The sequence below is a fragment of the Amycolatopsis sp. NPDC057786 genome, from assembly GCF_042797905.1.
In the GTDB taxonomy this organism is placed as follows: Bacteria; Actinomycetota; Actinomycetes; order Mycobacteriales; family Pseudonocardiaceae; genus Amycolatopsis.
Genome location: NZ_JBHVKW010000026.1, coordinates 48,778 through 75,333, shown reverse-complemented (window position 1 = coordinate 75,333; position 26,556 = coordinate 48,778). Strand labels below are relative to the sequence as shown.

General features: G+C 69.9%; 26 protein-coding genes. 11 read left to right on the top strand and 15 right to left on the bottom strand.

The window, feature by feature from the left end; genetic code table 11:
* Positions 1-206 precede the first annotated feature (206 nt).
* Positions 207-854 carry a DUF4865 family protein gene (locus ACFVM3_RS16780; protein WP_378439598.1) on the top strand — a complete coding sequence of 216 codons (648 nt, stop codon included), beginning with the start codon at positions 207-209 and terminating at the stop codon, positions 852-854.
* Here ACFVM3_RS16780 and ACFVM3_RS16775 read toward each other — a convergent pair.
* The gene (locus tag ACFVM3_RS16775; RefSeq protein ID WP_378439596.1) at positions 791-1,951 is read right to left on the bottom strand and encodes an SWIM zinc finger family protein; all 1,161 of its coding nucleotides are present in this window, start codon (positions 1,949-1,951) and stop codon (positions 791-793) included. The two genes, ACFVM3_RS16780 and ACFVM3_RS16775, sit on opposite strands and share 64 nt — an antisense overlap.
* Positions 1,948-4,665, bottom strand: a complete 2,718-nt coding sequence (locus tag ACFVM3_RS16770; protein ID WP_378439594.1) for a DEAD/DEAH box helicase — start codon at positions 4,663-4,665, stop codon at positions 1,948-1,950. The genes ACFVM3_RS16775 and ACFVM3_RS16770 overlap by 4 nt, the downstream gene beginning before the upstream one ends.
* A 68-nt stretch (positions 4,666-4,733) precedes the next feature.
* On the opposite strand from ACFVM3_RS16770, the gene ACFVM3_RS16765 reads away from it, so the two are divergent.
* Positions 4,734-5,528, top strand: a complete 795-nt coding sequence (locus tag ACFVM3_RS16765; protein ID WP_378439593.1) for a TetR/AcrR family transcriptional regulator — start codon at positions 4,734-4,736, stop codon at positions 5,526-5,528.
* Between the two features lie 208 nt (positions 5,529-5,736).
* Here ACFVM3_RS16765 and ACFVM3_RS16760 read toward each other — a convergent pair whose 3' ends face one another.
* Genes ACFVM3_RS16760 through ACFVM3_RS16740 form a run of 5 tightly spaced genes read right to left on the bottom strand, consistent with a single transcriptional unit; the run spans position 5,737 to position 9,227 of the window.
* A complete protein-coding gene (locus ACFVM3_RS16760; RefSeq protein ID WP_378439591.1) occupies positions 5,737-5,967 on the bottom strand; it encodes a hypothetical protein in 231 nt (76 codons plus the stop codon).
* Positions 5,968-5,972: 5 nt separating this feature from the next.
* Positions 5,973-6,521 carry a hypothetical protein gene (locus ACFVM3_RS16755; RefSeq protein ID WP_378439589.1) on the bottom strand — a complete coding sequence of 183 codons (549 nt, stop codon included), beginning with the start codon at positions 6,519-6,521 and terminating at the stop codon, positions 5,973-5,975.
* Positions 6,505-7,905: a hypothetical protein gene (locus ACFVM3_RS16750; RefSeq protein WP_378439587.1), complete on the bottom strand. Its 1,401-nt coding sequence runs from the start codon at positions 7,903-7,905 to the stop codon at positions 6,505-6,507. Before ACFVM3_RS16750 ends, ACFVM3_RS16755 begins: the two co-directional genes overlap by 17 nt.
* Positions 7,902-8,189 (bottom strand): hypothetical protein, encoded by a 288-nt coding sequence (locus ACFVM3_RS16745; protein ID WP_378439586.1) that lies wholly within the window; start codon positions 8,187-8,189, stop codon positions 7,902-7,904. Before ACFVM3_RS16745 ends, ACFVM3_RS16750 begins: the two co-directional genes overlap by 4 nt.
* 12 nt (positions 8,190-8,201) lie before the next feature.
* Positions 8,202-9,227, bottom strand: coding sequence for a hypothetical protein (locus tag ACFVM3_RS16740; RefSeq protein ID WP_378439584.1), 1,026 nt, complete (start codon positions 9,225-9,227; stop codon positions 8,202-8,204).
* A gap of 74 nt (positions 9,228-9,301) precedes the next feature.
* On the opposite strand from ACFVM3_RS16740, the gene ACFVM3_RS16735 reads away from it, so the two are divergent.
* The 3 genes from ACFVM3_RS16735 to ACFVM3_RS16725 all read left to right on the top strand — a co-directional run bounded on the left by ACFVM3_RS16735 (position 9,302) and on the right by ACFVM3_RS16725 (position 12,502).
* Positions 9,302-10,435 (top strand): glycosyltransferase, encoded by a 1,134-nt coding sequence (locus ACFVM3_RS16735; protein ID WP_378439582.1) that lies wholly within the window; start codon positions 9,302-9,304, stop codon positions 10,433-10,435.
* Complete coding sequence (locus tag ACFVM3_RS16730) at positions 10,432-11,658, top strand: RNA polymerase sigma factor (RefSeq protein WP_378439580.1); 1,227 nt, start codon at positions 10,432-10,434, stop codon at positions 11,656-11,658. The genes ACFVM3_RS16735 and ACFVM3_RS16730 overlap by 4 nt, the downstream gene beginning before the upstream one ends.
* Before the next feature lie 70 nt (positions 11,659-11,728).
* Complete coding sequence (locus tag ACFVM3_RS16725; RefSeq protein ID WP_378439578.1) at positions 11,729-12,502, top strand: alpha/beta fold hydrolase; 774 nt, start codon at positions 11,729-11,731, stop codon at positions 12,500-12,502.
* 5 nt (positions 12,503-12,507) lie between these two features.
* Here the strand turns inward: ACFVM3_RS16725 and ACFVM3_RS16720 are convergent, their stop codons facing one another.
* Together ACFVM3_RS16720 and ACFVM3_RS16715 are read right to left on the bottom strand one after the other, a co-directional pair.
* Complete coding sequence (locus ACFVM3_RS16720) at positions 12,508-12,999, bottom strand: DUF1772 domain-containing protein (protein ID WP_378439576.1); 492 nt, start codon at positions 12,997-12,999, stop codon at positions 12,508-12,510.
* 13 nt (positions 13,000-13,012) lie between these two features.
* Positions 13,013-13,840: an NmrA family transcriptional regulator gene (locus tag ACFVM3_RS16715; RefSeq protein ID WP_378439575.1), complete on the bottom strand. Its 828-nt coding sequence runs from the start codon at positions 13,838-13,840 to the stop codon at positions 13,013-13,015.
* Between the two features lie 81 nt (positions 13,841-13,921).
* Here ACFVM3_RS16715 and ACFVM3_RS16710 point away from each other — a divergent pair, with 81 nt between their 5' ends.
* Entirely contained in the window at positions 13,922-14,860 is a 939-nt protein-coding gene (locus ACFVM3_RS16710) for an AraC family transcriptional regulator (protein ID WP_378439573.1), read from the top strand.
* Here ACFVM3_RS16710 and ACFVM3_RS16705 read toward each other — a convergent pair.
* The gene (locus ACFVM3_RS16705) at positions 14,839-15,792 is read right to left on the bottom strand and encodes a helix-turn-helix transcriptional regulator (protein WP_378439571.1); all 954 of its coding nucleotides are present in this window, start codon (positions 15,790-15,792) and stop codon (positions 14,839-14,841) included. The two genes, ACFVM3_RS16710 and ACFVM3_RS16705, sit on opposite strands and share 22 nt — an antisense overlap.
* A gap of 115 nt (positions 15,793-15,907) precedes the next feature.
* Between ACFVM3_RS16705 and ACFVM3_RS16700 the strand changes: the two genes are divergently transcribed.
* Complete coding sequence (locus ACFVM3_RS16700) at positions 15,908-16,546, top strand: SDR family NAD(P)-dependent oxidoreductase (protein WP_378439569.1); 639 nt, start codon at positions 15,908-15,910, stop codon at positions 16,544-16,546.
* 5 nt (positions 16,547-16,551) lie between these two features.
* On the opposite strand, the gene ACFVM3_RS16695 is transcribed toward ACFVM3_RS16700, so the two are convergent.
* Positions 16,552-17,355 carry a pentapeptide repeat-containing protein gene (locus ACFVM3_RS16695; RefSeq protein WP_378439568.1) on the bottom strand — a complete coding sequence of 268 codons (804 nt, stop codon included), beginning with the start codon at positions 17,353-17,355 and terminating at the stop codon, positions 16,552-16,554.
* Positions 17,356-17,615: 260 nt separating this feature from the next.
* Between ACFVM3_RS16695 and ACFVM3_RS16690 the strand changes: the two genes are divergently transcribed.
* Positions 17,616-18,797, top strand: a complete 1,182-nt coding sequence (locus tag ACFVM3_RS16690) for a S8 family peptidase (protein ID WP_378439566.1) — start codon at positions 17,616-17,618, stop codon at positions 18,795-18,797.
* A gap of 285 nt (positions 18,798-19,082) precedes the next feature.
* Here the strand turns inward: ACFVM3_RS16690 and ACFVM3_RS16685 are convergent, their stop codons facing one another.
* On the bottom strand, positions 19,083-19,955 hold the full coding sequence (locus tag ACFVM3_RS16685; protein ID WP_378439564.1) for an SGNH/GDSL hydrolase family protein: 873 nt from the start codon (positions 19,953-19,955) through the stop codon (positions 19,083-19,085).
* 110 nt (positions 19,956-20,065) lie between these two features.
* Between ACFVM3_RS16685 and ACFVM3_RS16680 the strand changes: the two genes are divergently transcribed.
* On the top strand, positions 20,066-21,298 hold the full coding sequence (locus tag ACFVM3_RS16680; protein WP_378439562.1) for a helix-turn-helix domain-containing protein: 1,233 nt from the start codon (positions 20,066-20,068) through the stop codon (positions 21,296-21,298).
* Here ACFVM3_RS16680 and ACFVM3_RS16675 read toward each other — a convergent pair.
* Positions 21,248-22,099 carry a helix-turn-helix transcriptional regulator gene (locus ACFVM3_RS16675; RefSeq protein ID WP_378439560.1) on the bottom strand — a complete coding sequence of 284 codons (852 nt, stop codon included), beginning with the start codon at positions 22,097-22,099 and terminating at the stop codon, positions 21,248-21,250. The two genes, ACFVM3_RS16680 and ACFVM3_RS16675, sit on opposite strands and share 51 nt — an antisense overlap.
* 85 nt (positions 22,100-22,184) lie before the next feature.
* Between ACFVM3_RS16675 and ACFVM3_RS16670 the strand changes: the two genes are divergently transcribed.
* Together ACFVM3_RS16670 and ACFVM3_RS16665 are read left to right on the top strand one after the other, a co-directional pair.
* Positions 22,185-22,964 carry an SDR family NAD(P)-dependent oxidoreductase gene (locus tag ACFVM3_RS16670; RefSeq protein WP_378439558.1) on the top strand — a complete coding sequence of 260 codons (780 nt, stop codon included), beginning with the start codon at positions 22,185-22,187 and terminating at the stop codon, positions 22,962-22,964.
* A gap of 98 nt (positions 22,965-23,062) precedes the next feature.
* Positions 23,063-24,709, top strand: a complete 1,647-nt coding sequence (locus tag ACFVM3_RS16665; protein ID WP_378439556.1) for a hypothetical protein — start codon at positions 23,063-23,065, stop codon at positions 24,707-24,709.
* 9 nt (positions 24,710-24,718) lie between these two features.
* On the opposite strand, the gene ACFVM3_RS16660 is transcribed toward ACFVM3_RS16665, so the two are convergent.
* Both ACFVM3_RS16660 and ACFVM3_RS16655 read right to left on the bottom strand, forming a co-directional pair.
* Positions 24,719-25,324, bottom strand: a complete 606-nt coding sequence (locus ACFVM3_RS16660) for a GNAT family N-acetyltransferase (protein ID WP_378439554.1) — start codon at positions 25,322-25,324, stop codon at positions 24,719-24,721.
* 287 nt (positions 25,325-25,611) lie between these two features.
* The gene (locus ACFVM3_RS16655) at positions 25,612-26,517 is read right to left on the bottom strand and encodes an NADP-dependent oxidoreductase (protein ID WP_378439553.1); all 906 of its coding nucleotides are present in this window, start codon (positions 26,515-26,517) and stop codon (positions 25,612-25,614) included.
* Positions 26,518-26,556: the final 39 nt, after the last annotated feature.

Below are 26,556 nucleotides of genomic sequence, written 5' to 3'. Positions count from 1 at the left end.
TCGCCTGCTTCCTCGCCACGACACAAAGTCATAGCGCGATCAAGCGACACATCAAGTGAGACACACAGTACGACAACTCTCATGAGACTGAAGAATGGTTCTAACCGTCTTTACCACTCACGACCCCTTTGTGGACACTTGAGGAAAGCGCGGATTTGCAGGACAGCGCCTAGTGGGCCAATCCTGTACCTACTAGTATGTACGGCATGCATGCGATGCAGTACGAGATCACCCTCCCCGCCGACTACGACATGGGCATCATCCGCGAGCGCGTCGCCACGCGCGGGCACCTGCTCGACGACTTCGGCGGTCTGGGGCTGAAGGTCTACGGGCTCCGCGAGCGCGGCGTCGGCGGCTCGACGCTGAACCAGTACTCGCCCTTCTACCTGTGGCACGACGAGGCAGGGATGAACGCCTTCCTGTTCGGCGGCCCGTTCAGCGGCATCGTCGAATCCTTCGGGCGTCCCGCCGTGCAGCACTGGACCGTGCTCGGGTTCGAGGAGGGGCCCGCTTTCGGCTCGGCCCCGGTCGCGGCGGGAAAGCACGTCGTGCGGATCCCCGACGAGACCGACCCGGTCGCCTTCCTCGGCGAAGCACTCGACGGGCTTCGCGAGCACCTCCGCCAGGACGGCGCGCATTCTGGTGCGCTGGCCGTCGACCCCCGGTCGTGGCAGGTCGTCCGCTACAGCCTGTGGACCGGACAGGCACCGGAGTCGGACGAGATTCGCTACCAGATCCTCCACCTGTCCTCGCCGCACCTGGATCAGCTGCGGCGAGGACGGCAGTGGGATCAGCCGAGCAAGGCGGCGAACAGCACACCGGGATCGGCTTCGGGCGGGCCGGCAGGCCACTGATCCCGGTACGGGTACCAGAGCCCGTCCTTGCCCAGCCGCACCTGCACGCCGGTTCCGTGGACGGTGCACTGGTTGCGTTCGACGTCCAACCCGTGGCCGGGGTCGTCCACCACCTCGGCGAACGCCGCCCGTGCCCGGCCCATCGCCTGCGGCGGCGGGGTCCACGTGGTCTCCAGGACGTCGAGACCAGTGCGGCCACCGTGCCGCCAGGCGAGCACCGCGCGGTCGAAGTCCTCACCGCTCTCGGCCGGGCGCAGCCTGTCGGCGACCTCCGGACGGGTGGCGGCCAGTCGGACGGCGTCCTGCTTACGGGTGAGCTTCGGCTGCGACGCGAGCAGCGCGCCGGCCATCTGGCTCGCGTTGGCGACCAGCAAGGCGAAGGTCTCGGCCGGGATGCCGGGCGCGCCCGGCACGATCGGGCCTCCAGTGGGAGCGAATCCGGCGAGATCCGGCAACGGGCCCGGCTCGTCGGCGTACGCGCGCTCGGGCGGGACTTCGTCGTCCCCGGTGCGCACGAACCGAGGCGCGTTGCGCCGCTGCAATTCGTCGAGCAGCTCCCGCTCCCCCTTGCCGCGCATCAGCAGCAGCACGAACGGATCCGCGTCCAGCAGCCACGAGGCCTGGAACGACAGCGCCGCCGCGTGACGGCACGGCAGCTCCCAGCCGGGGCAGTCGCAGTCCGGGTCGAGGTCGCCGATCCCGGGCAGCAGATGCACTCCGGCGTCGTCGGCGGCTTCAACAAGATCGTGCGGCATGTCCCGGTCCAGCAACGCGGCGAGATGCCCGGCACGCGAGGCGACCCGGTCGAGGAACCGGTCCCACTCGTCACCGGTCAGCTCCGCGAGACGGACCTCGGTGCGGTACTGGCCCTCCTGGTCGTCGACCACGGCGGCGATCCGCCCAGGGCTGACCGTGATCGGACCGACCCGGCCCGCCGCGGCGTACTTGCGGCCCTGTTTGAGCTGACGAAGATCCAGCGCGGTGTCCTCCATCGCGCTGATCCACGCGCGGCCCCACCACGAGCGGGCGAACTGGCCGCGTCCGCCTTGGGCGCCGAAAGCGGGGAAACCGCGGACGCGGTCGTCTGGCGTGCTCATCGGCGGCTCCTCAACTCGACCAGATCGGCCAGCTCGGCGTCGGTCAGTTCGGTCAGCGCGGCCTCGCCGCCGGCGAGCACCGCGTCGGCGAGCGCGCGTTTCTCCCGCAGCATCGCCGCGATCCGGTCCTCGACCGTGCCCTCGGCGATGAGCCGGTGCACTTGCACCGGCCTGGTCTGCCCGATCCGGTACGCGCGATCGGTCGCCTGGTCCTCCACCGCGGGGTTCCACCAGCGGTCGTAGTGCACGACGTGATCGGCGCGGGTCAGGTTGAGCCCGGTCCCCGCCGCCTTGAGCGACAACAGGAACACCGGCACCTCACCGGCCTGGAACCGGCGCACGAGCTCTTCGCGTTTGGGCACCGGGGTGCCGCCGTGCAGCAGCTGCGTGCCGATCCCGCGCTGCGCGAGATGCCGTTCCAGCAGCCGCGCCATGGCCACGTACTGGGTGAACACCAGCACCGATCCGTCCTCGGCGAGGATGGTGCCCAGGAGTTCGTCGAGCAGTTCGAGCTTGCCCGACCGCCCGTCCAGCACCGCTTCCGACGGCTCCTTGAGGTACTGCGCGGGATGGTTGCAGATCTGCTTGAGCCCGGTGAGCAGCTTGACGATCCGGCCCCGGCGCGCGATGCCCTCGCTCCCGGAGATCTCGGCCATCAGTTCACGCACCGTCGCCTCGTACAGGGCGGCCTGCTCGGCGGTGAGCGTCACCGGCCGGTCGGTCTCGGTCTTGGGCGGCAGCTCCGGCGCGATCCCCGGATCGGATTTGCGGCGGCGCAACAGGAACGGGCGGACCAGCCGGGACAGGCGCTCCGCGGCTTCGGGATCCTTCCCGGACTCGACCGGTTTCGCCCACACCCGGCGGAAATCGGCCATGGTGCCGAGCAACCCCGGTGTCGTCCAGTCCAGGATCGCCCACAATTCGGCGAGGTTGTTCTCCACCGGGGTACCCGTCAGCGCCACCCTCGCCGACGACTTCAGCGTCCGCAACGCCTTCGCCGTGCCGGAGCGGTGGTTCTTGACGTGCTGGGCCTCGTCGGCGACCAGCAGTCCCCAGTGGACACTCCCCAGCGGTTCCGGGTCGGCGCGCAGGGTGCCGTAGGTCGTGAGCACGAAGCCGCCGTCGAGATCGTCGAGCGAGCGTTCGGTGCCGTGGAACCGGCGCACCGGGACACCGGGGGCGAACCGGGTGATCTCGCGTTCCCAGTTCCCCAGCAGTGAAGCCGGGCAGACGACCAGCGTGGGGCCGTCCGCACGATGCAGGTGCAGCGAGATCAGCGTGATCGTCTTGCCGAGACCCATGTCGTCGGCGAGGCAGCCGCCGAGCCCGATCGAGGTCATGGCGGTGAGCCACTGCAGGCCGCGCATCTGGTAGTCACGCAGGGTCGCGGCCAGCCCGCGCGGCGGCGCCTGCGGCTCCGGCGGTGCCAGCAGTCGTTCCCGCAACGCGGCGAGCCAGCCGTCGGCGAGGACGTCGACGCGTTCACCGTCGACCTCGGCGGTCCCGCTCAGCGCGGCGCCGAGCGCGTCGATCGGCGTGAGCGGTTTCAGCGCGCGATCCCGCGCCTTCGCCGCCAGGGCCGGGTCGACGAGCACCCACTGATCACGCAACCGCACGACGGGGCGGTGCGCCTCGGCCAGCGCGTCCATCTCGTCCGCGGTGAGCGGTGCGCCGCCGAGCGCGAGCTGCCAGTCGAACTGCAGCAGGGAACCCCCGGCGAAGAACGACGGAAGATCGGCGGGCGGCGCCGCACCTCCGCCGACGACGGCCTTCGCGCTCAGGTCTCGGACGAGATCTGCGGGCCAGTGCACGTCGATACCCGCCGTGGCCAGCAGGGGCGCCGCCGTGGTGAGCAGTTCGGTGATGTCGGCGTCGCCGAGCCCGACCTCGTCGGGTACCGCGGCGCTGAGCAGGGGTTCCAGCGGTGGCCACAGCTGGGCCGCGCGGCGCAGGGCCAGCATGACGTCGATCCGCGCTCGCGGGCCGAACCGGTCGTCACCCGACCAGAGCGCGGCGGCGTCGATCAGGACGCCGGGGTCGGCGAGGCTGTGCACCTGGACGACCCCGCTGAACCGGCCGCTCGTGAAGTCGTCTCCCGGCGCCTCGATCCGCACCGAGACCCGGACACCCGAATCCAGCCCCGCCGCGACCTCGGCCGCCCAGTCCCGCAGCTGCGGGAGACGATGCGCGGGCGCGGCGGCGAACGCCTTGACACCGGCCGCCTGCGCGGCCGCGGGCGTACGGGGAAGCGTGTCGGCCACCGCATCGAGGAACGCGCGCAGCAACGGATACCGCGCGGGGAGCAGGTTCCCCTCGCCGGGGATCGCTCGTGCCCGCGCCGGCATCGCTTCGGACAGCTCGCGCAGCCAAGCAGCGTCGGCCGGTTCCAGCGGCCCCGCGCGCCACGCGTCCACATCGGACTCCGTCAGGCCCGGCAGCAACCTGCCCGCCTCGGCGAGCTTCAGCGCTGCCGCGGCCGCGGTGCTCCAGAACCGCGCGGAGGGATCGTCGCTCTCACGAAGCCGCAGCAGCGCGGGGAGCGCCTCGGCCATCGGGAGCCGCAGGCACGGCACCGTGGCGACCTCGGGGAGGGCGACTGTCACCTCCCCGGTCCCCGGCGTGTTGCCCTCGGCGTTCCAGAAGACGAATCCGCTGGTCCGAGGGGGATTCTTCGGTTCGAAAACGACACTGCCGAAACCGTCGTGAGACGCCACTCGACCCCAATCTCTGTACGGTGTACAGTTCAGAATAACACAACTCTGTACACCGTAGAGAGAACGTGATGACAGACGCGGACCACACCGGCACGGGCGATCCACGGCGGACCATCGAACTGCTCTGGGGTGTGCGCGAGAAACCCCGACGCGGCCCCAAACCGAAGTTGACCGTCGAGGAGATCATCACCGCCTCGATCGAGCTGGCCGACGCCGAGGGCATCACCGCGTTGTCGGTTCGCCGGGGCGCGGAGAAGCTCGGCGTCTCCCCCATGACGATCTACACCTACATCCCGGGTCGAGCCGAACTGCTCGACCTGATGATCGACCGGGTCCACGGCGAACTGACCGATCCGCCCGAGAGCCACGACTGGCGGGTCACGATGACGATCCTCGCCGAGGACGCGTGGGAGATGTACCACCGGCACCCGTGGATGCTCCAGCTCACCACCGGCCGTCTGCCCCTCGGCCCGCACACCTTCGCCAAACACGAACGCGAGCTGAGGGCCGTCGACGCGATCGGGCTCACCGACCTGGAAATGGACGCCGTGGTCGCCATGGTCAACGGATTCGTCCAGGGCATCGCCCGCGGTTCGGTCGAATCGGCGAGTCTCGTGCGGCGATCCGGGCTGACCGACATGGAGTGGTGGACGGCCAGCGCGCCCGTGCTCGCGGAGATTCCCGAGGCCGACGCCGGGCTGTTCCCGCTCGCGGCGCGGGTCGGGCAGGCGGCCGGGGAGACGCACGGTGCGGCGAGCGCGCCGCTGCACACCTTCCGGTTCGGGCTGGCGCGGATCCTGGACGGCGTCGAGCAGCTGGTGAACGGCGATTCCGGTACATCGGGGGCCGAACTTCCCTCGTGAGCGGTGTCGTGGTCGGTGGTGGGGTGAAGGCTCCCTTCGCCGCGTCTAATGCGGTGAACGGAGCCTTCGGCCCCGACTGACCACTGGCGCTCACGTCGCGAAAGTGGCTTTCGCGACACGTACGACCCGGCGCGAACCCGCGCATAGGGCCACCAACCAGGCATACCACCTGCGAAAGTGTCCCTTGTGGACACTCGCCGAGCAGCCGTCACTTGCCGTGTCGCCGCAGTGAGCGGTAGACCAGCCACAGCGCCAGCGCGACCGGCGTCAGGACCGCCGTGAACAGGATTCCCCCGAACATCCCGTAGCCGTGCGGATCGAAGGACAAGCCGGTCGCGCTGAGCACCACGCGGGCGACGAGCAGCACGATCACCGCGGCGACGCAGACGAACGCGCCGAGCACGACGCGCCGTAACACCGTCCGCGATGTGCTCTCCATATCGGTCACTTCGGGTCGGGAGTGCAGACGGTCAGGAACGACTTCCGGTTCTCCCGCTCGACGCCCGCCGCGTCGAGCCAGCCGCTCCGGCCGAACAGGTAGGTCCCGGCCGGATGCTGGGCCGATTCCCGCAGCACCTGGGCGACGTCGGCCTTGGCGCCGTTCGCTTTCGGGCCGTCGACAGCGACACTGATCGAACCCGCCTTGGTCCAGTCGTACCCCGCGGGCAGCGGTGTCCGTACCTGGAGCGGGCTCTCGGTGTCCGGAAAGGACACCCCGAGCAGGTCAAGGCGCTCGACCCGCACCCCCGGCTGGGGCGCGGACCAGACCTGTTCGGTGCTCGCCTGGGTGCCGGAGTCGAACGTCAGCCTCAGGCCGGTAACGCCCTCGCACGGGGTGCCCGTCCACAGTTTCAGGACACCGTCGTCGACCCGGAACCCGGCCTCCGGGGGCAGCGACGGCGCGAACTGCGCCTTGGTGTCGCACGCCGCGGTCACCGCCACCACGAGCAAGGCGGCGCAGACGACGCGCGAGCCCCTAGTGATATCCGCCATCGGACAGTCCCGCGTCTTCCTCGGTTTCGTTGCCGCCGGTCACCTGCTCCCACGCGTAGGAGGCGAGGAAGCCGGCGTAGCCTTCGCGCGCCCATTGCTGGGAGTGGCGCTCCTCGTGGTGCAGCAACCGGTCCAGGTCGAGCGAACCCTGAGACGCGCCGTTGTCGTCCTCGTACCAGGCGTGGCCCGACTTCACGACCTCCCGGAGCTGCTGCGCCGGATCCTTCGCGTCGTCGATGTTCAGCATGAACGTGTCGCCCCATGCGGTTCCGCCCTGCTGGCTGAACTGGTCCTGGATGAGGTTCCCGCCGAGGCCCATCATCATCCCGTTCGGGGTGGTCACCAGCCGCCCGCCGTTGCCGTGCACGAAGCCGACGTCGTCGTCGTAGCTCCAGGAGTTCTCCCGTTGCCGGTCGGTGATCCGCCGCAGTTCCTCGGATCCGTACGGGGTCGGTGCGAAGTCGGTCTTCTCGCCTTCGGTCCCGTAGTCGGTGCCCGCGTTCAGGATGTAGGTCATCCGGACCGCCTTGGCGGCGTCGTCCCCGCTGATGTCGGTCGGCATCAGGAAGTACGACTTGAAGGTCCCGTCGCCGTCCTCGTCCTCGCGGATCTCCTCCATACCGTCGAGGACCTTGAAGTCCTCCGGTGTGATGTCGTGTTCGTCGGCGATCTTCTTGATGGTGTCGATCGATACGCCCCGGCGTACGGCGTTCTCGAGCCACTGCCGGTAGTGCCCGGACGCGGGTGGCCCGGTCAGCAGCCCCGCCTCGCGCAGGGACTGCTCCATCTCGATCACCTTGGCGTCGATCTCCCCGCTCTTCTTGGCTCCCGCGAGGGTGGTCGCGCCGTCGTCACTGACCTTGCCGTCCTGCGCGAGTTGCATCACGCGGGCGAGGGCGACGTCGATGTTGTTCGCCGCCGTGAGGATCGCCTTGGTCTCCTGCTCCAGCTGCTTCTTGATGGTTTCGCGGTGCCGCCGGGACTCGGCGTACTCTTCGGCCTCGAACCGCGATTTCGGGGGCGGGTCGGCGGGCTTGTCGTCCACGAGCGCCCCGTCTGCGGCGATGCGGAACTGGTAGGTGTGGGCGAGGGAGTCGTTGTTGGCGACCCTGCTCTTGAGGGCGGTCACCTCGTCCGACGCGTTCTGCAGGGCGGTTTCGACGGCGGACAGTTCCGCGACCAGCACCTCGGCCTTGTTCCGCGTGTCACCCAGCGAACTGCGCGCGTTCTCACCGGCCGGGCCACGCCAGTCGGGCAGTTTCCGGGCGTCGTCGAGTTCGTCCTGCAACCCGATGAGCTTGTCCCGCCGCCCGGCCAGGTTGGTGGCCGCCGTGTCGAGCGCCTCGGCATCCCATTTGCGGACGTCGTCATAGCCGATCGTCATCCTCCGAAAGCCTCCTTCGCGGAGTTCTCGTTTTCGGAGTAGGTGTTCGCGGCCTTCGTGATCGAGTCGCTCCAGCCGTCGATCTCGCCGGCCCACCCCTTCGCGCGCTCGGTGAACGTCGACGCCAGCGTGGGCGCCTTCTTCGCGGCCTCACCGCCGGGCAGCGCCGTCGCTATCGCTTCCAGGCCATTGCCCGGTTCCACGGCCCTGGCCTGGTCCGCGGCGGACCCCGCCGCCTTGGCCGCGTTCCGCAGCTGACCGATCTCGACCTCGTACCCGCTCACAGCCGCTGGACTCTACTTGAGCTCGGGGGCCTCCACAGGCGATTTGGGCGATTCTTCGACGACCGGAGGGCGGGCGAGCTCGGCCAGCTGCCGGACGACGTCGTCGTACCGCGCCTGATCCGCGACGGCACGGACCTGCGCGCGCTCCAGTTCTTCGGCCAGCGTCGTCGCCCGGGCTTCGGCGAGGCTCCTGGCCGTGTGCTCCTGAGCGAGTTCGGCTCGGACCCGGTCCAGATCCCCACGCAGAGCGGCCGATTCCGCCCGCGCGGCGGCACAGTCCTTTTCGGACACCGTCGCCCTGGCCTTCGCCTCGTCGAGCCGGTCCAGCAGCGCTTCGAGTTCCGCGACGGCGCGGGCCAGCGCCGTGTCGCGCTCGCCCAGCTCCGCCGCGAGCCGGGTCTTCTCCTCCCGGACGGCCGCGAAGTCTTCGCGCAGCGTCCGCAGGTCGGTGACCAAGGCGTCGCGGGCTCGTTCGGCCGCCACGGTCGCGGCTTCCGCTGCGCCCCTGGCACGTTCGTGGGCGGCGACTTCGGCCCACGAACGCTGCCGGGTCTCCTCCGCGTCCTTCAGGGCCTGTTCGGCGGCGCGTTCCGCTTTGGCCTTGGCCATCTTGTCGTCGCGGGACGCGGCCAACGCGGTCGCGCGCGCGGTGTCGGCCTTCGCCGCCGCCTGCTGCGCGTCCTCGGCCTCACGCCGGGCCGCGGCCGCGTCCGTTTCGGCTTCGGTGACCCTGCCGAGAGCCGCCTCGGCGGCGTTGTCGAAGCGCGAGCGCATGGCGTCCAGCAGTTCCACGAGCGACGCCGCGGCCGGGGTGAACTCGTCGGCGATCCGGCGGACCTCCAGCAGCGGATCGGCCACGCTCGCCACGGCGGCCGCCCGCCGGGCGCGCGACGCGGCGTCGGCGTGTGTCTTGCTGCAGTAGGCCGAAGGCCTGCCGCCCTTGCGTTTCCCGTCGGCGTCCACCGCGGGCGGGGGCAAGGGATTCTCGCAGCCTTCCAGCGCGCACAGCCGGACCTCGTCGGCGTCCGTATCGATCACCGCAGCAGGGTAGCGTCGCCCGCCCGCACGAAAGGCGAGGCAACGCCGGTGGGACCGCCGATAGGGTCGATCGCATGCGTGTCCTGTTCACCTTCGCCGGCGGCAACGGCCACTTCCGGCCGCTGCTCCCCCTCGCCCACGCGCTTGCCGACGCGGGCCACACGATCGCGTTCACCGGTGAGCCGTTCATGGTCCCGATCGTCGAGGCGACCGGATTCGCCGCGTTCCCGTCGGGGCCGAATCTCGGCAGTGACGGCCGCCGTCGCCCGTTGCTCCCCGTCGACAGGGACCGCGAGGACGCCGACTTCCGTGACGGGTTCGTCCGTCGCACCGCACCCTTGCGCGCGAAGGACGTCTTGGCGCTCTGCGAAGACTGGACGCCCGATCTGCTCGTCTGCGACGAAGCCGATCACGGCGCGATGATCGCGGCCGAACGGCTCGATCTCCCCCACGCGACCGTCCTGGTCATGGCGGCGGGTGTCCTCATCCGTCCCGAACTGGTCGACGACGCGCTCAACGAGGTCCGTGCCACCCACGGGCTTCCCCCGCAGCGGAACCTCGAAATGGCCTACCGGCATCTCGTGCTCTCACCGTTCCCCGCGAGTCTCCGCGATCCACGGTTCCCGCTGCCGCCGACCGCACAGCCGTTCCACGATCCCGTTCCCGGTCGTGGGCCGGTGCCGGACTGGTACGTCGAGGGCCGCCCGACGGTCTATTTCACCCTTGGCACGATCTTCAACACCGAATCCGGCGACCTGTTCGCCCGGGCGCTGGCCGGCCTGCGGGAGGTGGACGCGACCTGTGTGGTGACCGTCGGGAACCTCATCGACCCCGCCGAGTTCGGCCCTCAACCGGAGCACATCCACCTCACCAGATACCTGCCGCAGGACGACGTCCTCCCGTACTGCGACGCGGCCCTCACCCACGGCGGTTCGGGCAGCCTGCTGGGTGCGATCGCCCACGGGCTGCCGATGGTGCTGCTGCCGATGGGCGCCGACCAGCCCCACAACGGTGACCGGGTCACCGATCTCGGGCTCGGCACCGTCCTCGACGTCATCGAAGCCACACCGCAGGACATGCGCGACGCCGTGACCACGGTGCTGAGGGAACCGTCCTACCGGGAGGTGGCCGCGCGGTTGCGCGACGAGGTCACCGCGTACCCGCCGCCGGAGAAGACCGTCCCGCTCCTGGAAGGGCTGCTCCGGTGACCACCGAACTCGACGCCGCGATCACCCGGGCGTTCCGTGAAGAGTCTGGACAGGTGATCGCCACCCTGATCCGGGTCACCGGCGACTGGGACCTGGCGGAGGAATGCCTCCAGGAGGCGTTCGCCCTCGCGTTGCGCACCTGGCCCCGCGACGGCGTCCCGGCGAAACCCGGCGCGTGGCTGACCACGGCGGCGCGCAACCGGGCCACCGACCGGATCCGGCGGGAGGCGGTCGGCGCGGCGAAACTGCGGGAAGCGGCCGAACTGAACGTCACCGCCGAGCCGGAGCGGGACGAGAGCGGCGTCCACGACGACAGGCTCCGGCTGATCTTCACTTGCTGCCACCCCGCACTGCCGCTGGAAGGCCAGGTCGCGCTCGCGCTGCGGACCTTGGCCGGGCTCACCACCGCCGAGATCGCCCGCGCCTTCCTCGTCTCCGAGGCGACGATGTCGCAGCGTCTGGTCCGGGTGAAACGGAAGATCCGCACCGCGGGCATCCCGTACCGGGTCCCGCCCGCGGAGCTGCTGCCCGAACGCACGGCCGCGGTGCTGGGGATGCTGTACCTGCTGTTCAACGAGGGCTACTCGGCCAGCGCCGGCACCGATCTGCTCCGGCCCGACCTGTCCGCCGAGGCCATCCGGCTCACCCGGCTTCTCGCGGACCTGATGCCCGGCGAACCGGAGGTCCTCGGGCTGCTGGCCCTGGTGCTCCTGCACGACGCCCGCCGGTCCACGCGGGTCGACGGTGAAGGCAGCCTCGTCTCGCTCGAAGACCAGGACCGCGGCCGATGGAACACCGCCGAGATCGCGGAAGGCACCGAGTTGCTGGAGTCCGCGCTTCGCCGCGGCGTCCCCGGGCAGTACCAGATCCAGGCCGCCATCGCCGCCTGCCACGCGACGGCGGCCCATGCCTCCGAGACCGACTGGGCCCAGATCGCCGCCCTCTACGGCGAACTGCTCCGTTTCGTGCCCTCGCCGGTCGTCGAGCTGAACCGCGCCGTCGCCGTCGCCATGGCCGAAGGTCCCGAAGCCGGGCTCGTGCTGGTCGACAAGCTCGCCGGCAGTCTTCCGGGCTACCACCTGCTTCCCGCGACCCGCGCGGACCTGCTGCGGCGTCTCGGCCGTCTCGACGAGGCCGCCGGCGCCTACCGCGAGGCACTGGCGCTCGCCGGTACCGATGCCGAGCGCGCCTACCTGTCGGGAAAACTCGCCGAAATCTCCTGACGCCGGGTGTCTGTCTCCGGCGACGCCGTTCGTCGGTGGGCGACAAGTCCCGAAAGGAAGGGGTCATCCGATGGCCGTTCTCGACGTTCCCGGCGCCCGGCTCCACCACACTGTCACCGGCAGCGGCCCGACGCTGCTGTGCATCCCCGGTGGCGCGGCCGATTCCGGTATGTTCGCGCCGATCTCGGGCCTGCTCGCGCAGCACTACACGGTGATCACCTACGACCCGCGCGGGATCTCCCGCAGCACCCTCGACGATCCCGGCGAGGAGCAGCGGATCGAGGTCCACACCGACGACGCGCTCCGCCTGCTCGACAGCGTGAGCCCCGAACCCGCGGTGATCTTCGCGTCCAGCGGCGGCTGCATGCAGGCTTTCGAGCTCGTCACCCGCCATCCCGGCCGGGTACGGACACTCCTGGCGCACGAACCGCCGCTGACGAGCCTGCTGGACGAACAGCCCGACGTCGATCCCGACGAGCTGCTGCGCATCCACCACGAGCACGGCATCGAGGCGGCGATGGCGAAGTTCATGGCCGAGGCCGGTTTCGAGGCGGGCGAGGGCGCTCTCCCGCCGGAGATGCGGAAGAACATGGAGTTCTTCGTCGTCCACCTGATGAAGATGATCGGGGACTTCACCCCGGACTACGCGGCCCTGAAGGCGTCGGAGACCCGGATCGTCGTCGGTGTCGGCAAGGAATCGGCCGGGCAGCCCGCACATGAGGCCGCGGTGCTCGCCGCCGGCCGTCTCGGGGTGGAGCCGACCTACTTCCCCGGTGACCACGGTGGTTTCGCCGCCGAAGCCGCCGCGTTCGCGCCGCAGCTCCTGGAGATCCTCCGCGCCTGAGCCGGTCAGGCGCGGACGTGCGCGATCAGCCCGCCCACCAGTGCACCGAAGCCACCGATCGCGGCCAAGGTCCGGACCAGGTTCCACCGCTCCCAGACGCCCTCGAACTTCGCCCGCAGCGCCTCGAAGTCGGTTTTGTCGCCGTCGAAACCGGCTTCGAGCGCGTTGTTCAACGGCACGTTGATCGCCATCGTCACGATCACCATCACCAGCAGCAGGACGAACCCCACGATGAGCCACGGCAGCGCGGACCGCGGTTCCGACCGGAAGTGCAGCGCCGCGGCCACGGCGGCGAGCAACGGCGCCCCGCCGAAGCCGATCGCGAACCAGCCGTTGAGGATGGCGATGTTGATCTCCCGCATCCCGGTCACATAGGTCCGGGCGTCGGCCCGGCCCAGTCCCGGCATGACCGAGCACGTGTAGGCGTAGAACAAGCCCGCGATCAACCCCGCCGTGATGACCGCCGCGATCAGGACGATCTCGCTCAGCGTCGTCATTGCCGTCGCCTCCCTATCGATTCCAGACCCCGGTGGCCGCGGCCTTCGCGGCGTAAACGGAGAAGTCTTTCGCCGGCCTGCCCAGCACCTTCTCGACGTCACCGGTGAGGGATTCGTTCCGGCCGTCGAGGACGCGGGAGAACAGGTCGGTCAAGCCTTCGATCTCTTCCTCCGGCACGCCTTGCTCGGCCGCTCCCGCGGCGAACTCCGCCGCGGAAACCGGAACGTACTGGATCTCCCGCCCCGAAGCCCTGCCGATTTCCGCCGCCGCGTCCGCGAAACTCAGCAACCGGGGCCCGGTCAGTTCGTAGACCTGGCCGTCGTGCCCGTCGGTGGTCAGTGCCGTCACGACGACGTCGACGATGTCCTCGACGTCGATGAACGGCTCGGTCACCTGCCCGGCGGGCAGGACGATCTCTCCGGCGAGCACCGGTTCCAGCAGGAAGTGCTCGCTGAAGTTCTGCGCGAACCAGCTGGCCCGCACGACCGTCCACTCGGCACCGGAGTCCCGCACTCCCTGTTCGCTGACCACGGCTTCCTCCTCGCCGCGCCCGGACAGCAGGACCAGCCTCCGGACGCCGTGTTCGACGGCCAGCTTCGAGAAGTCGCGGATCGCTTCGGCGGCACCGGGGAAGGCGAGGTCGGGGTAGTACGTCACGTAGGCCGCGCTGATCCCGGTGACCGCCGCCGTCCAGGTCGACCGGTCGTTCCAGTCGAATCCGGGACGTGACGCCTTGCGGACCTCGACGCCCTGCTCGGTCAGGCGCTGCGCCACCCGGCTCCCCGTCTTGCCGGTAGCGCCGAGGACCAGGACCGTCTCGTTGTTCTTCGTCTCTGTCATGCCCTTAGTCAAACGCCTCCGAATGAGACGCGACATAGTTCAAAGGCTCTCTTCCATGTTTCATCGTCTACACTTCTCGCTATGGATCCCCTCGCCGGCCTGCTCGACGGACCCCGCGCCCGCGGCGCGTTCCTGCTGAAGTCGGTCATGACCCCGCCGTGGTCGCTGCGCATCGAGGACGAGGCACCGCTGACGGTGATGGCGCAGGTTAGCGGGGAGTCCTGGGTCGTGCCCGATCACGGGGACGCGGTCCGGCTCGGCACAGGCGACATCGCCATCGCGCGCGGTCCGGACCCGTATCTCGTCGCGGACGACCCGGCCACGCCACCGCAGGCGATGATCCTGCCGGGACAGGAATGCCTGACCCCGGACGGACAGCACCTCACCGAGCTCTCCGATCTGGGCGTCCGCACCTGGGGCAGCGATCCGGACGGCCCCGTCGTCCTGCTCACCGGCACCTATCCGCTGGAGGGCGAGATCAGCAAACGGCTCCTCAACGCGTTGCCGTCGTTGCTGGTCGTGCGGGACGAGGACTGGGACAACCCGCTCGTGCCGCTGCTCGCCGGGGAGATCGTCAAGGACACGCCCGGTCAGGAAGCCGTCCTGGACCGGGTTCTCGACCTGCTCCTGGTCGCCGCGCTGCGGACCTGGTTCGACCGGCCCGGCGCCGACACGCCGGCCTGGTATCGCGCACACAGCGACCCGGTCGTCGGACGAGCGCTGAAACTGTTGCAGCACAAGCCTTCCGAACCGTGGACCGTGGCGAGCCTCGCGGCCGACACCGGGGTGTCCCGTGCCGCGTTCGCCCGGCGGTTCACCGCCGCGGTCGGCGAACCGCCGATGTCCTACCTCGCGAGCTGGCGTATCGCGCTCGCCGCGGATCTCCTGCGCCAGCATCCCGACGTCACGATCGGCGCGGTCGCCCGCCAGGTCGGCTACGGCAGTTCGTTCGCGCTCAGCACCGCCTTCAAACGCGAACACGGTGTCAGCCCGCAGGGTTACCGCGCCGGCGTGGCGTAACGCTCGACCAGTTCCGCGCCGATCCGGGCGAGTTCCTGCTGGACCGACGGCGGCCCCAGCACTTCGATCATCGAGCCCCAGCCCGCGAGCTGCTGGGCGATCATCCACGCCACCGGCGCCGACACCGTCACCCGCACGCGGCCGTCGTCGAGCGTCTCCTCCACAGTGGACTGCCGTCCGAAGTGGTCCTGGAGGATCGGCAGATGCCGTTCGGCGATCAGCACGGTCGCGTCCAGCCCGGAACGACGTTCCTCGACCCGGTCCACCACCTGCTCCCAGGCGCTCGACAGCTCGAAGTCGTCCGGGCGACCGGCGGGCAGGTCGCTGACCTCGGCGTCGGACATGCGGTCGACCCGGAAGGTGCGCTGGCCCTTCTCGGTGCCGGCGATGAGGTACCAGATGTCGTCCTTGTCCACGAGTCCCCACGGATCCACGATCCGCTCGACCGGTTCCGCGCCCTTTTTCGCGTAGCCGAACCGGACTTGGCGGCGCCGGACGATCCCGGCCTGCAGCACGGTGAGCAGTTCAGGCCGTTCCTTCTCGCGCTCACCCCATCGCGACGGGTCGATGACGACGGCGTCCGCGGCGGCCTGCGCGTCGGCGCGGAAGGTGTCGGGCAGGGCCCGGACCAGCTTCCGCAGCGCGGATTTGACCTCGGACGAGATCGACGCCGCCGGGCCCGCGAGCAGGAACAACGCCTGAGCCTCGGACGCCGACAGTCCACTGAGGTCGGTTCGCGCGCCACCGACCAGCGACCAGCCACCGCCACGGCCGGGCTGCGGGTACACCGGCACGCCCGCGGCGGACAACGCCTCCAGGTCACGCCGGGCGGTCGCGACCGAGATCTCGAGTTCCTCGGCCAGTTCGGCAGCCGTGACGCGGCCACGAGCCTGCATCAGCAGGAGGGTGGCCACCAGGCGATCGGCACGCATGCGCTCAGTCTCGCAGGCAAACCGCTCACCCCGTGAACACTTTGCGGCCCGGACTTGACCTTCACACCGATGTCAACCCCTACGGTCACCGCACCCCACCCGAAAGGAGAAGCCCATGGCAGGCGCAGTGATCATCGGTGCGGGACCGGGTATCGGCCGCTCGGTCGCGCACCGGTTCGCCCGGGAAGGACTGCCGATCACCGTGATGGCCCGCAGCGCCGCGACGCTGGAGCCGCTGGCCGCCGAGCTCGGGACCGTGCTGGCGCTCACCGCCGACGTCACCGACGAAAAGTCTCTGAGATCCGCTCTCGACACCGCCGCGCGCGAGCACGGCGAACCCGACGTCGTGGTCTACAACGCGGCGATCATCCAGGCCGACGCCCCCGGAGAGCTGTCCGTCGAACGGCATCTCGCGGCGTGGTCGGTCAATGTCGTAGGAGCGATCACCACCGCGGCCCATGTCGCGCCGGGGATGGCCGAGCGCGGTTCGGGCACCATCATCGTCACCGGCGGGATGCCCGAAGCCGTGCCCGCGTACACGAGCCTCTCACTCGGCAAGGCCGGTGTGCGGGCGCTGGTCTCCTTGCTCGACACGCAATTCGGTCCTTCGGGAGTGCACGTCGCCACGGTGACCGTCGCCGGCCCCGTCGCGAAAGGGACCGCGTTCGACCCCGACGACATCGCCGAGCATTACTGGCGGCTGCACACCCAGCCGCGGGACGCCTGGCAGCAGGAGGTCGTCCACAAAGGATAGAACGGCTACCAGTGCGCCGGGTGGGTGAGCGACTCCGGCAGCTTCGTCGTCGCGTCGCCCTTCGCCGCGTCCAGCTGGGACTGGATGAGGAAGAGCGCGTCACGGAAGTCCGCGCCGCGGAGATCGGCGTTACGCAGGTCCGCTCCGGTGAGGTCGGCCTGCCGGAGATCGGCTCCCCGTAGATCCGCGCCGATCAGGTACGCCCCGCGCAGCAGCGCTCCGCGCAGATTCGTCCCCTTCAGTTTCGCGCCGATGAGGTCGGCGCCGCGCCGGTCCTTCTTCTTGCCCGGCACGGCGGCGCGGGCGAGTTCGCTCGCGCGCACCAGCAGTCCGTTCACCGCGGCGCGATGCGTGGGGACGTCCAGCTTCCTCAGCACGCCGGGGGTGTCCAGTGTCATCCGCTCGGTCCGGTCGATCATCTCGGCCAGGTCGGCGTGGATGGGCGCGGACGTCGGCAGCGACGCCGCCTCGGTGAGGTAGTAGAGCAGTTCCTGCAGGTCCCGCATGACCGGGAAGACCGCGAACATCGTTTTCGCCGTTTTCGGCGACTGCCGCCAGTCCTCGCCGTCGAAGGTGACCTGGGAGACTTTCTGGCCCGCGCCGAAGCAGTCATAGACCGTGCAGCCGGTGAAACCCTTCGTGCGGAGCTTGTCGTGGATGCCGCACCGGGAGTCCTCGCGCAGGTTCGGGCACGCCTGACCGGCCGGTTTGGTGATCGCGAAATCGGCCGACGCCGCGAAGGCCGGGACGACACAGCACAGGCCGAAGCAGTTCTCGCAGTCGGCTCGCAGGCCGGAAAGGGCTGGCACGGTGGTTCGGGCTCCAGATGTTCGGCAAGGTGTTCCAGCCACAGGGTACGGAGCGCACTTTCCGTGCAGGGCACCCGCCGCCAATGGCCGCCAGACGAAGGTCGGGTGCTGCCCCGTTCAGTCGATATCGGACATCTCGGCCGCTCAATAGCCTCGGTTTTCGTGGGATCCGGCAGGTGCCGTCCCATGCGGTCGTGCCGGACCGCTTTCGCCGCTGTGGTCCTGACCGGCCGGTCCCCTGCGAACGACAGGACGAACACATGCGAGAGACGAGACAAGCGCGTTGGTTGTCGCGTGCCGGAATGGTGAGCGCGGTCGCGGTGGCGATCAGTGTGACCGCCGCTCCCGCCCAAGCCGCCGAAGGACGGATCCTCGCCGCGGGATCCGCCGGAGCGATCCCGAACAGCTACATCGTCACGCTGAAGGACGGCGGCGTCGTCGACGCGCTGGCGAACCGCTTCGGCGCCAAGGTCGAGCAGGTCTACAGCAGCTCCCTTAAGGGCTTCTCCGCGACGCTGTCGGAGCGGCAGGCCAAGCGGCTCGCCGCCGACCCGTCCGTGGCGACCGTCGAACAGAATCAGCTCGTCCACGCGGACGCGACCCAGGTCAACCCGCCGTCGTGGGGTCTCGACCGCGTCGACCAGCGCAACCTCCCGCTCGACAAGAAGTACAGCTACACCAGCACCGGCGCCGGCGTGAACGTCTACGTCATCGACACCGGCGTGCGGATCAGCCACCAGACCTTCGGTGGCCGCGCCCGCAACGGCTACGACTTCGTCGACAACGACGCGGTCGCCCAGGACGGCAACGGCCACGGCACCCACGTCGCGGGCACCATCGCCGGATCGCAGTACGGCATCGCCAAACGCGCCACCGTCTACGGCGTCCGCGTGCTCAACAACTCCGGCAGCGGCACCACCGCCGGTGTCATCGCGGGTATCGACTGGGTCACCCGGAACCACGTCAAACCGGCCGCGGCCAACATGAGCCTCGGCGGCGGCGCCTCCACCACACTCGACGACGCCGTCCGCCGCTCGATCGCCGCGGGCGTCACCTACGGCGTGGCCGCCGGGAACTCCAACTCGAACGCCTCGGGCTTCTCCCCCGCCCGCGTGACACAGGCGATCACCGTCGGCTCGGCCACCGAAACCGACGCGCGCTCCAGCTTCTCCAACTACGGCAGCGTCATCGACATCTTCGCGCCGGGCACGAACATCACCTCGGCGTGGAACACCAACGACACCGCTACGAGGACCATCAGCGGCACCTCGATGGCGACCCCGCACGTGGTCGGCGTCGCGGCCCGGTTCCTGCAGAACAACAAGACCGCCACCCCCGCACAGGTGGCCACCGCGCTGATCAACGCGGCCACCCCCGGCAAGGTGACCAACCCGGGCTCCGGTTCCCCGAACCGGCTCCTGTACTGGGCGCCGACTGCCTGACAGCTCGGCCCTTGCTCGGCTGAAGTACATGAAGGCCCCCTTCCTTGCGCCTAGGTACAGGAAGGGGGCCTTCATGTACTCGGGAAGGTGTGAAGGTCGAGTTTCCCCGGCTGAGCCGAGGGAAGGGGGCCTGCACGCGCAGCCTTACGACCAAACTTTCCTGGAGTCGCGGCTCCCCCGGCGCCGGGTGGCGGGTCGCGCGGCCCGGACACGCCGTGAAGGCCTCCTTCCCTACCCTCAAGGTAGGCAAGGAGGCCTTCACGGACAGGCTCACGAGGTGTGTCGCTACAGCACCTTCCGGATACTCGGCACCACGGCGGCGAGGCCGGCGGCGTTCGGGTGCAGCGGGGCGAAGCTGTTGTTCACCACCGACGGGATGAGTCCCTCGATCCATTTGACGCCGATCGGCTGACAGGCGTCGTGACCGATACTCGGCGTGCGGATGTCGACGTACTTCGCCCCGTGCGCGGCGGACTGCTCGGCCATCCGCGCGTTGAGCCGGTCGATGTTGGCCTGGATGTAGTCCGCGTCCTGCGGCAGCACCGGGACGAGCGGCCAGCACCCACCCGGCTTGATCCCGGTCGGATAGCCCACCATGACGATCTCGGCCCGCGGGGCGCGCTGGCGGATCTGCTCGATCACCGTGCCGTAGGTCGCGGCGAAGGCGTCGATCTTGGTGGCGTACTTGTCCACGCCGCCCGTGGTGTTGGCCGCCTTGCACGAGGCGCCCACCGGCAGCAGGTTCACGCACGACGTCGCGAGCCCGACCAGGCCGACGTCGTTGCCGCCGATCCCGACGGTCACCAGTGTCGTGTCGGCCGAGAGCGCGTCGTACTGCGGCGGGTTGGTGCCGGAGATGATGCCCTTCTGCGGGTTGGCGAAATGGGACGTGGTCGCCGCGCCGCACGTGACGTCGCGCAGTTCGTCGACGTCGAGCTGCTTCGCCAGCAGTCCGGCGTAGTTGATCGCCGACCGGGCACAGGTGAGCAGATCGGACTGCGGCAGCACCACCGAGCCCGCCGAGAACGAGTCACCCATCGCGACGTACACCTGCCGTTCCGCCGCGGCGATGGCCGGTGTCCCGATTCCGACGAGGGTCAGTGCGGTGCCCGCCACCGCGGCGATCCGGGCGAGTCTTCCCCAGCGCGTACGTGTCACTGCCGCCTCCTGCATGCGTCGTCGAATGCCGAGATCAGGGTCCGCCTGCCCGAAGAGAACCACTAGAACGGAGGCGCGCGTTCTTGATCGGGGTTTTGTAGGTTCCCTCTATGACGAAGGCGTCGGCACAGCCCTGGCGCAGGCTGGACGCTTCGGTGCTGACACGCCTGGAGCCGGACACGGCCGCGATCGCGTCCGCGGCGATGGACCAGGTCCGCTCCGGGCTCCGGACCCCGCTGGACGACCGGACGGCGGCGAACCTCCAGGTCACCCTCGACGTCGCCCTGCACGCCTTCTTCAGCGAGATCGGACATCCCGACATCACCACCGACCGCGAGGTCTACCGGGCGCAGGGCCGGGCCCAGCACACCGCCGGACGCAGCCTCGAGGAGATGCTCGGCTTCTACCAATCGGCGGCGCTGGGTGTCTGGCGGCAGCTCACTTCGGCGGCACCCGCGGTGGATCTGCCGACCCAGGCGATCGTCGAACTCGGTGAAGCGCTGTTCGCCTTCATCGCGGAACTCTCGGCGGCGGCCGCCGACGGGTACGCCGAAGCACGGTCACAGGCGGCGCGGGCAGGGCAGGCACGGCGCGACCGGCTCCTCGGCCTCCTGCTCGCCGAACCGGCCGCCACCCGAGACCAGCTCGACGACGCCGCGAACCAAGCCGCGTGGGTACTGCCCGGCAGGCTCGTCATCGCCGTCACCAGCGCAGATCTGGCACCGCGGCTGCTGGATCGGATGCCGGGACGGGTGCTGGTCGGCCGTCACCACGAGCTGACCGCGGTCGTCATGCCCGCCGACCGGCTCGAGTGGTACCTCGGCCGCTTACGGGACCTGCTCGGCGACGACCAGGCTGGGGTCGGCCCGGTCGTGCCGCTTCGCTCGGCCGCGCTCAGCGCCCGCCGCGCGAGCGCGCTGTGGTGGCTGACCCGCACCGGCGCGCTCGGCGACAGCCCACTGGTCCACACCGTCGACCACCGCATCGACCTGCTGGTGACCGCCGATTCCGAACTCGCCGCCGAGTTCGCGAAAGACGTCCTCGCGCCGCTGGCCGGTCTGCCCGAACCGGCGAGGCGACGGCTCACCACGACCCTCGCGGCGTGGCTCGCCCGGCCGGACCAGCCGCAGGCGATCGGCGTCGAACTGCACGTCCACGTCCAGACCGTCCGGTACCGGATCCGGCAGTTGCGGACGCTCTTCGGCGGCACGATCGACGATCCGGCCGGGCGTTTCGCGCTGGCGATCGCGCTGAGAATCGATCCGCTGGTATCGAGGGAACCTACAAAACGCTCAGAGCGGGGCGTCCATCCGCTGCGTCCCGACGACGGACAGCAGGCGTAACGCGTTCTCCGACGGCGTTCCGGGATCGGCGGTGTAGATCACGACCTGCTGATCCCGGTCGCTGATGTCGAGGACGTCGCAGTTCACGCTGACCGGGCCGACCACCGGATGCCGGAACGTCCTGCACAGGGCGGGCGCCGCGCACACGTCGTGCGCGGCCCACAGCCGGGCGAATTCTTCGCTGCCGTCGAGGAGTTCCCGGATCAGCCCGGTGACCTCGGGGTCGTCGGGATAGCGGCCCGCGGTGGCCCGGAGGTTGCGGACCGCGCTCGCCGAGAAATCGTCCACATCGGACACACCGTAGAGCCGCCGCCCGTCCGGCCGCGGTCCGAGGAAGGCACGGCGCACCAAGTTGCGATCCCGTGGTGGCAGGGCAGAGAAGTCCTCCATCAACGCGGCGGCGAGATCGTTCCAGGCGAGCACCTCGTAGGTCGCCGACAGCACGATCGCCGCCGCCTGCGGAAGCCGGTGCAACAGCGCGAGAAGGCTCGGCCGGACCTCCCGGGACGGGCCCGGCGGTGGTCCCGGCGGCGCGCCGGCGAGGTGGTGCAGGTGATCACGTTCCACGTCCGACAACCGAAGGGCCCTGGTCAGCCCGGCCAGCACCTCGCGAGAGGGCCGCGGGCCACGGGCCTGCTCCAGCCGGGTGTAGTACTCGGTCGAGATGAACGCCAGCTGCGCCACTTCCTCACGCCGCAGCCCGGGGGTGCGGCGGCGGTGCCCGGCAGGGAGGCCGACGTCCGCGGGAGTGATCCGCTCGCGTCTGGTGCGCAGGAAGTCCGCGAGTTGTCGTCTGTCCACCACTCCAGTGTGGACGATGCCGGACCGTCAGCCAGGTACCGCCGGTGCCTGGATACGCGCCGACGGCGGAGGAACTCTCGGTGCCATGACCAACACAACGACTGTTCCTGGCCTGCTCGACGGCAAGGTCGCCTTCGTCACCGGCGCCGGCCGCGGTATCGGCGCCGCCGCCGCGCGGCTGTTCGCCAGGGAAGGCGCCCGCGTCGTGCTCGCCGCCCGCACCGAGTCCCAGCTGAAGGCCGTGGCCGAGGAGATCCGCGCGGAAGGCGGCGTCGCGGACCACGTGGTGTGCGACCTCGGCGACGCGTCGAGCATCCGCGCGGCCGTCGGCCGTGCCGTGGAACTGCACGGCAGGCTCGACGTCGCGTTCAACAACGGGGCGACGAACGTGCCGCCCGGCCCGATGGACCAGGTGACCGAGGCCGATTTCGACCGTATCTACGCGGTGAACCTCAAGGGCCCGTGGCTGGCGATGGTCGCCGAGATCGAGGCGATCCGCGCCACGGCGAAGACCGGGGCCATCGTCAACAACACCAGCGTCGGCAGCCTGATGGCCAACCCGGAACTCCCCGCGTACGGGGCGATGAAACGCGGCGTCAACAGCCTCACCGCCTCGGCGGCCACCACCTACGGCCCGGAGGGGATCCGCATCAACGCCGTCGCCCCCGGCACGACGCTGACCGAGATGTTCGAGGAGTGGGTCGAGAGCTCGCCGGGCATCCTCGACCGGCTCAACGCGCGCACGCCGCTGGGCCGGGTGGCCGAACCCGAGGAGATCGCCCAGGCCGCCGCCTGGCTGCTGAGCGACCGCGCCTCCTACGTGACCGGGACGGTGCTGCGGGTGGACGGCGGCATGCTGTCCTGACCCGGGCGGGGTGGGTGATGCGCGGGAACCGGTGTCCGCCTGTCGGCGTCTGAACGCGCACGACCCACCCTGACCAGGGGTTGCCTGAGGAGATGCCGATGCCGTTCCTGGATCCCGAACCGCTCTACGCCAAGCTCACCTCGGGCGACGCGGCAGGCATCGCCGAGGTCGGCGCCACCATCGCCGACACCAAGGCGTCGTTGCAGACCGTCGCGGACGGGATCTCCGACGGCGCGCTGCGGGCGGCACGGTCATGGCGTGGCACGGCGGCGGCCGAATTCGTCGGCAAGGCGAAAGCGTCCTCGCGGGCGGTCGCCGAGGTGTACGGCCGGCTCCAGACCGCGGAGGCGGCCGTCGAGGGCGCCGCGAAGGCGTACGCCTCCCTGCGGACGTCGGCCGACGCCGCCATCAAACCCTGGCGCGAACTCGGCCTGAGCGACCTTCTCGAAGCACCGGAAATCGCGATGAAGACCGTCCGTGCGCTGACCGTGGCCCAGCAGACCTACGAAAGCAGGCTCACGGCGCTGGCGGCCACGACCGACGTCGGCGGTGAGGGCTGGGACAGCGAGGGCAACGCCGACATCAGCGGCGTCGACCCAGGTGAGCCGTGGACCTCTCAGGGCTTGGCCTACGACGGCGAGAACCTGCTGGTGGGGTCGTACCACGACGGCAACGGCGACGGGAAAGGCGACAGCCCGATCGGGCCCGGACTGACACCGAGCAGGCTGACCTACGTCGACTACGAAACCGGCGTGGAAACGGGGAACGTCTATCTCAACGGCCACGGCGACGTCGGCGCGCCCACCCACACCGGTGGCGTCGCGACGGACGGCGAGCACGTCTGGGTGTCCTCCAACGGGTACGTGTACGTCTACGACAAGGCCGAACTGGACGCCGCGCAGGACAGCGGCAAACCGGTCGACGCCGTCGACGTGGTCCCGACGCCCGCACACAGCTATGTCACCTACGCCCAGGGCAAGCTCTTCGTGGGCGACTACGGGAACAACCGGCTCTACGAGATTCCCGTCGGCCCGGACGGCTCGCCTCAGCCGGACGAGGCCGGAGATCCGATCGAGACGCCGAACAACGTCCAGGGCGTCGTGGTACGCGACGACGAGTTCATCTTCTCCTCGTCCGATGGGCACAGCGGCAAGTTCTACCGGCAGGACCGGACGCCGGAGTGGTACGACTTCAACGATCCCGAGGAGATCGAGCTGAGGGGCGGCGAGCCCGGCAACGAGGACGGCTACGACTCGCACGGGGTCGAGGAAGCCGTCGAAATCGACGGGGAGATCGTGCTGGCGCACGAATCCGGTGCCTACGGCTACCAGAAGAACCCGGGTTCGAAGTGGGACGAGCCCGAGCTGACCAGGATCTCCTTGGAGGAGCTGGGGCTCGACCCGGACGGCGCGCTCTCCCCCGGCGACGCCGGATACGAAACCGATCCAGATTCACTGGTCGGCGCCGCGGGCGTCCTGGACGGGGCGACGTCGACGTTGAGCGCCGCGGCAGGCGAGATGTCGCGGCTGCAACTGGTCCCGCACCTGCTCGGCGACGTCCCTGCCGCCGCCACCTTCAGCGAAACGGTGACGAAGCACATCAGCGCCGCCGGGGATCGGCTGACGGCGGGTGTGGACGCGGTCGGTGGCATCGCCGACAGCCTGGTCACGGGCGCGGACACCTACCGGCGCATCGAAGACGGGATCCGCGAAGGGCTGGACAAGCTCGGCGAAGCCCTCTTCTAGCCCGGATCCTCAGCGCGGATCCCTGCGCATGCACCACACGCGGGGACCGTTGCCGGGAAGCGGGACCTCGGCTGTGACCTCGAAGCCGAGGCGCTGGTAGAACCGCAGGTTCGCCTCCCCGCACGTATCCAGGAACGCGGGATGACCCGTGCGCTCGGCCTCCTGGATACCGGGAATCAGCACCGCGCTCCCGAGGCCTTGCCCTTGGGCGTCGGGAGCGGTTCCCACGGTTTCCAGGAACCATCCCGGCGCCTTGGATCGGTGCGGGGCGATGGCCGACTCCGCGGCCTCGGCCGCGGCAGCCCGGTCACCGCGGAGGTCGCTCAGCATCGGCCCCAGTTCGGCGAACGCCGGCGAGTGGTCCTGGCCGGGAACGCTCCACACCGCCACGGCTCGGCCTCCGTCGGCGACCCAGACGCGGCCGTACACCATGCCGATCCGGGTCAGGCACAGCTCCTGAGTCCGCCTGATCCGGTCCTCGTGTCCGTCCGCGGCGATCACGTGCCTGGTGAAGGGGTAGTCGGCGAAGGCGCGGGCGAGGGTGTCGACAGCGGTGGGGACATCGGCGTCGGTGATGGGGCGTACGGAAGCGGTGTTCTGGAGCGGCGTGGTCACCAGGCGATCTTGACCACGAGGCCGCTCCCTTGGCAACGCATTTGACCGGCGGCACGAGCGCCGAGAATCTGTCCGTTTTGCCCGTTAACGCAATACGCGTAACTGGTTTCGCGCCTCATGTGCGCGAAACCAGCACAAGATCGGTACCCCGTGATAATGCCCCTTATGACTGAGTGCACCTGGAGGAGCGCGAAATACGCCGCCTCGGAGACAGCAGAAGCCCGGCGTGAAGACGCCAGGACGTCCCGACGAGGCGCCCAGCGGCGATCTGAGAGCGTTTTGCCTGGTCAGGACACCGGCAGAATGATGACCTTGCCGCGGATGCCACCCGCTTCGCTTCTGCCATGCAGGGAGGCGAGCGCGCTGAGGGCATGTCGTTCGGCGACATCGACGGTAATCGCGCCACTGTCGACCAAGGCCACCAGTTCGGCGAGCTGGGCGGGGTCGTTACGGGCGACGACACGTGTGGCGTTCGGCGCCTTGATCTCGTTGGTGGCCGAAACGATGCGACCACCGGGCCGGACGAGCGACGCCAGCGCCGCGCTCCGCGACTCGTCGAGACCCACGAGGTTCAGGACGACATCGACCTGACCGTCGAGCGCGTCCCCGAGCGACGTGGCGGTGTAGTCGACGATCAGATCCGCGCCGTTCCTCAGGACCGCTCGCCTGCTGCGCGGACCGGCGGTGGCGATCACCTGTGCGCCGTCACGTTTCGCGAGTTGGACGACGAAGCCGCCGATCCCGCCGCCCGCGCCGTTGACCAGAAGCCGTTCGCCCGGGACGAGGTGTGCTCGTTCGACCGCCTGCCACGCCGTCAGCCCGGCGAGCGGCAGGGCGGCGGAGTCAGCGAGAGGGATGGCGGCGGGCGCGGTGACCACGGTCCCGGCGCCGGCCACGGCGAACTCCGCGGCCGCGCCGTCGATCCAGCCGATGACCTGGTCGCCGACCGCGTGCGTGCGCACGCCCTCACCGAGTTCGACGATCGTGCCCGCGACATCCCAGCCGAGCGTGAGCGGCAGACTCACCGGCACCACTTCGCGGAGCGCGCCGGAGCGCAAGGCCACTTCGGTGGGATTGAAGGAGGTCGCGGCGACCTCGATCAGCACCTCTCCCGACGCGGGGACGGGCCGCGCGATCTCCTCGATCCGAATGACGGTCGCGTCTCCGTACAGATGAATCCGTGCTGCTTTCATGTTCTCGACCGTAGGGACGCCGGGAGAGACGAACCATGT

Coding starts and splice junctions, on each gene's coding strand:
- ACFVM3_RS16670 (WP_378439558.1), top strand. CDS start 22,185: ATGACCAACACAACGACTGTTCCTGGCCTGCTCGACGGCAAGGTCGCC.
- ACFVM3_RS16655 (WP_378439553.1), bottom strand. CDS start 26,517: ATGAAAGCAGCACGGATTCATCTGTACGGAGACGCGACCGTCATTCGG.
- ACFVM3_RS16710 (WP_378439573.1), top strand. CDS start 13,922: ATGGATCCCCTCGCCGGCCTGCTCGACGGACCCCGCGCCCGCGGCGCG.
- ACFVM3_RS16735 (WP_378439582.1), top strand. CDS start 9,302: ATGCGTGTCCTGTTCACCTTCGCCGGCGGCAACGGCCACTTCCGGCCG.
- ACFVM3_RS16775 (WP_378439596.1), bottom strand. CDS start 1,951: ATGAGCACGCCAGACGACCGCGTCCGCGGTTTCCCCGCTTTCGGCGCC.
- ACFVM3_RS16755 (WP_378439589.1), bottom strand. CDS start 6,521: ATGGCGGATATCACTAGGGGCTCGCGCGTCGTCTGCGCCGCCTTGCTC.
- ACFVM3_RS16750 (WP_378439587.1), bottom strand. CDS start 7,905: ATGACGATCGGCTATGACGACGTCCGCAAATGGGATGCCGAGGCGCTC.
- ACFVM3_RS16680 (WP_378439562.1), top strand. CDS start 20,066: ATGACGAAGGCGTCGGCACAGCCCTGGCGCAGGCTGGACGCTTCGGTG.
- ACFVM3_RS16725 (WP_378439578.1), top strand. CDS start 11,729: ATGGCCGTTCTCGACGTTCCCGGCGCCCGGCTCCACCACACTGTCACC.
- ACFVM3_RS16665 (WP_378439556.1), top strand. CDS start 23,063: ATGCCGTTCCTGGATCCCGAACCGCTCTACGCCAAGCTCACCTCGGGC.
- ACFVM3_RS16720 (WP_378439576.1), bottom strand. CDS start 12,999: ATGACGACGCTGAGCGAGATCGTCCTGATCGCGGCGGTCATCACGGCG.
- ACFVM3_RS16765 (WP_378439593.1), top strand. CDS start 4,734: ATGACAGACGCGGACCACACCGGCACGGGCGATCCACGGCGGACCATC.
- ACFVM3_RS16700 (WP_378439569.1), top strand. CDS start 15,908: ATGGCAGGCGCAGTGATCATCGGTGCGGGACCGGGTATCGGCCGCTCG.
- ACFVM3_RS16690 (WP_378439566.1), top strand. CDS start 17,616: ATGCGAGAGACGAGACAAGCGCGTTGGTTGTCGCGTGCCGGAATGGTG.
- ACFVM3_RS16715 (WP_378439575.1), bottom strand. CDS start 13,840: ATGACAGAGACGAAGAACAACGAGACGGTCCTGGTCCTCGGCGCTACC.
- ACFVM3_RS16780 (WP_378439598.1), top strand. CDS start 207: ATGCATGCGATGCAGTACGAGATCACCCTCCCCGCCGACTACGACATG.
- ACFVM3_RS16760 (WP_378439591.1), bottom strand. CDS start 5,967: ATGGAGAGCACATCGCGGACGGTGTTACGGCGCGTCGTGCTCGGCGCG.
- ACFVM3_RS16705 (WP_378439571.1), bottom strand. CDS start 15,792: ATGCGTGCCGATCGCCTGGTGGCCACCCTCCTGCTGATGCAGGCTCGT.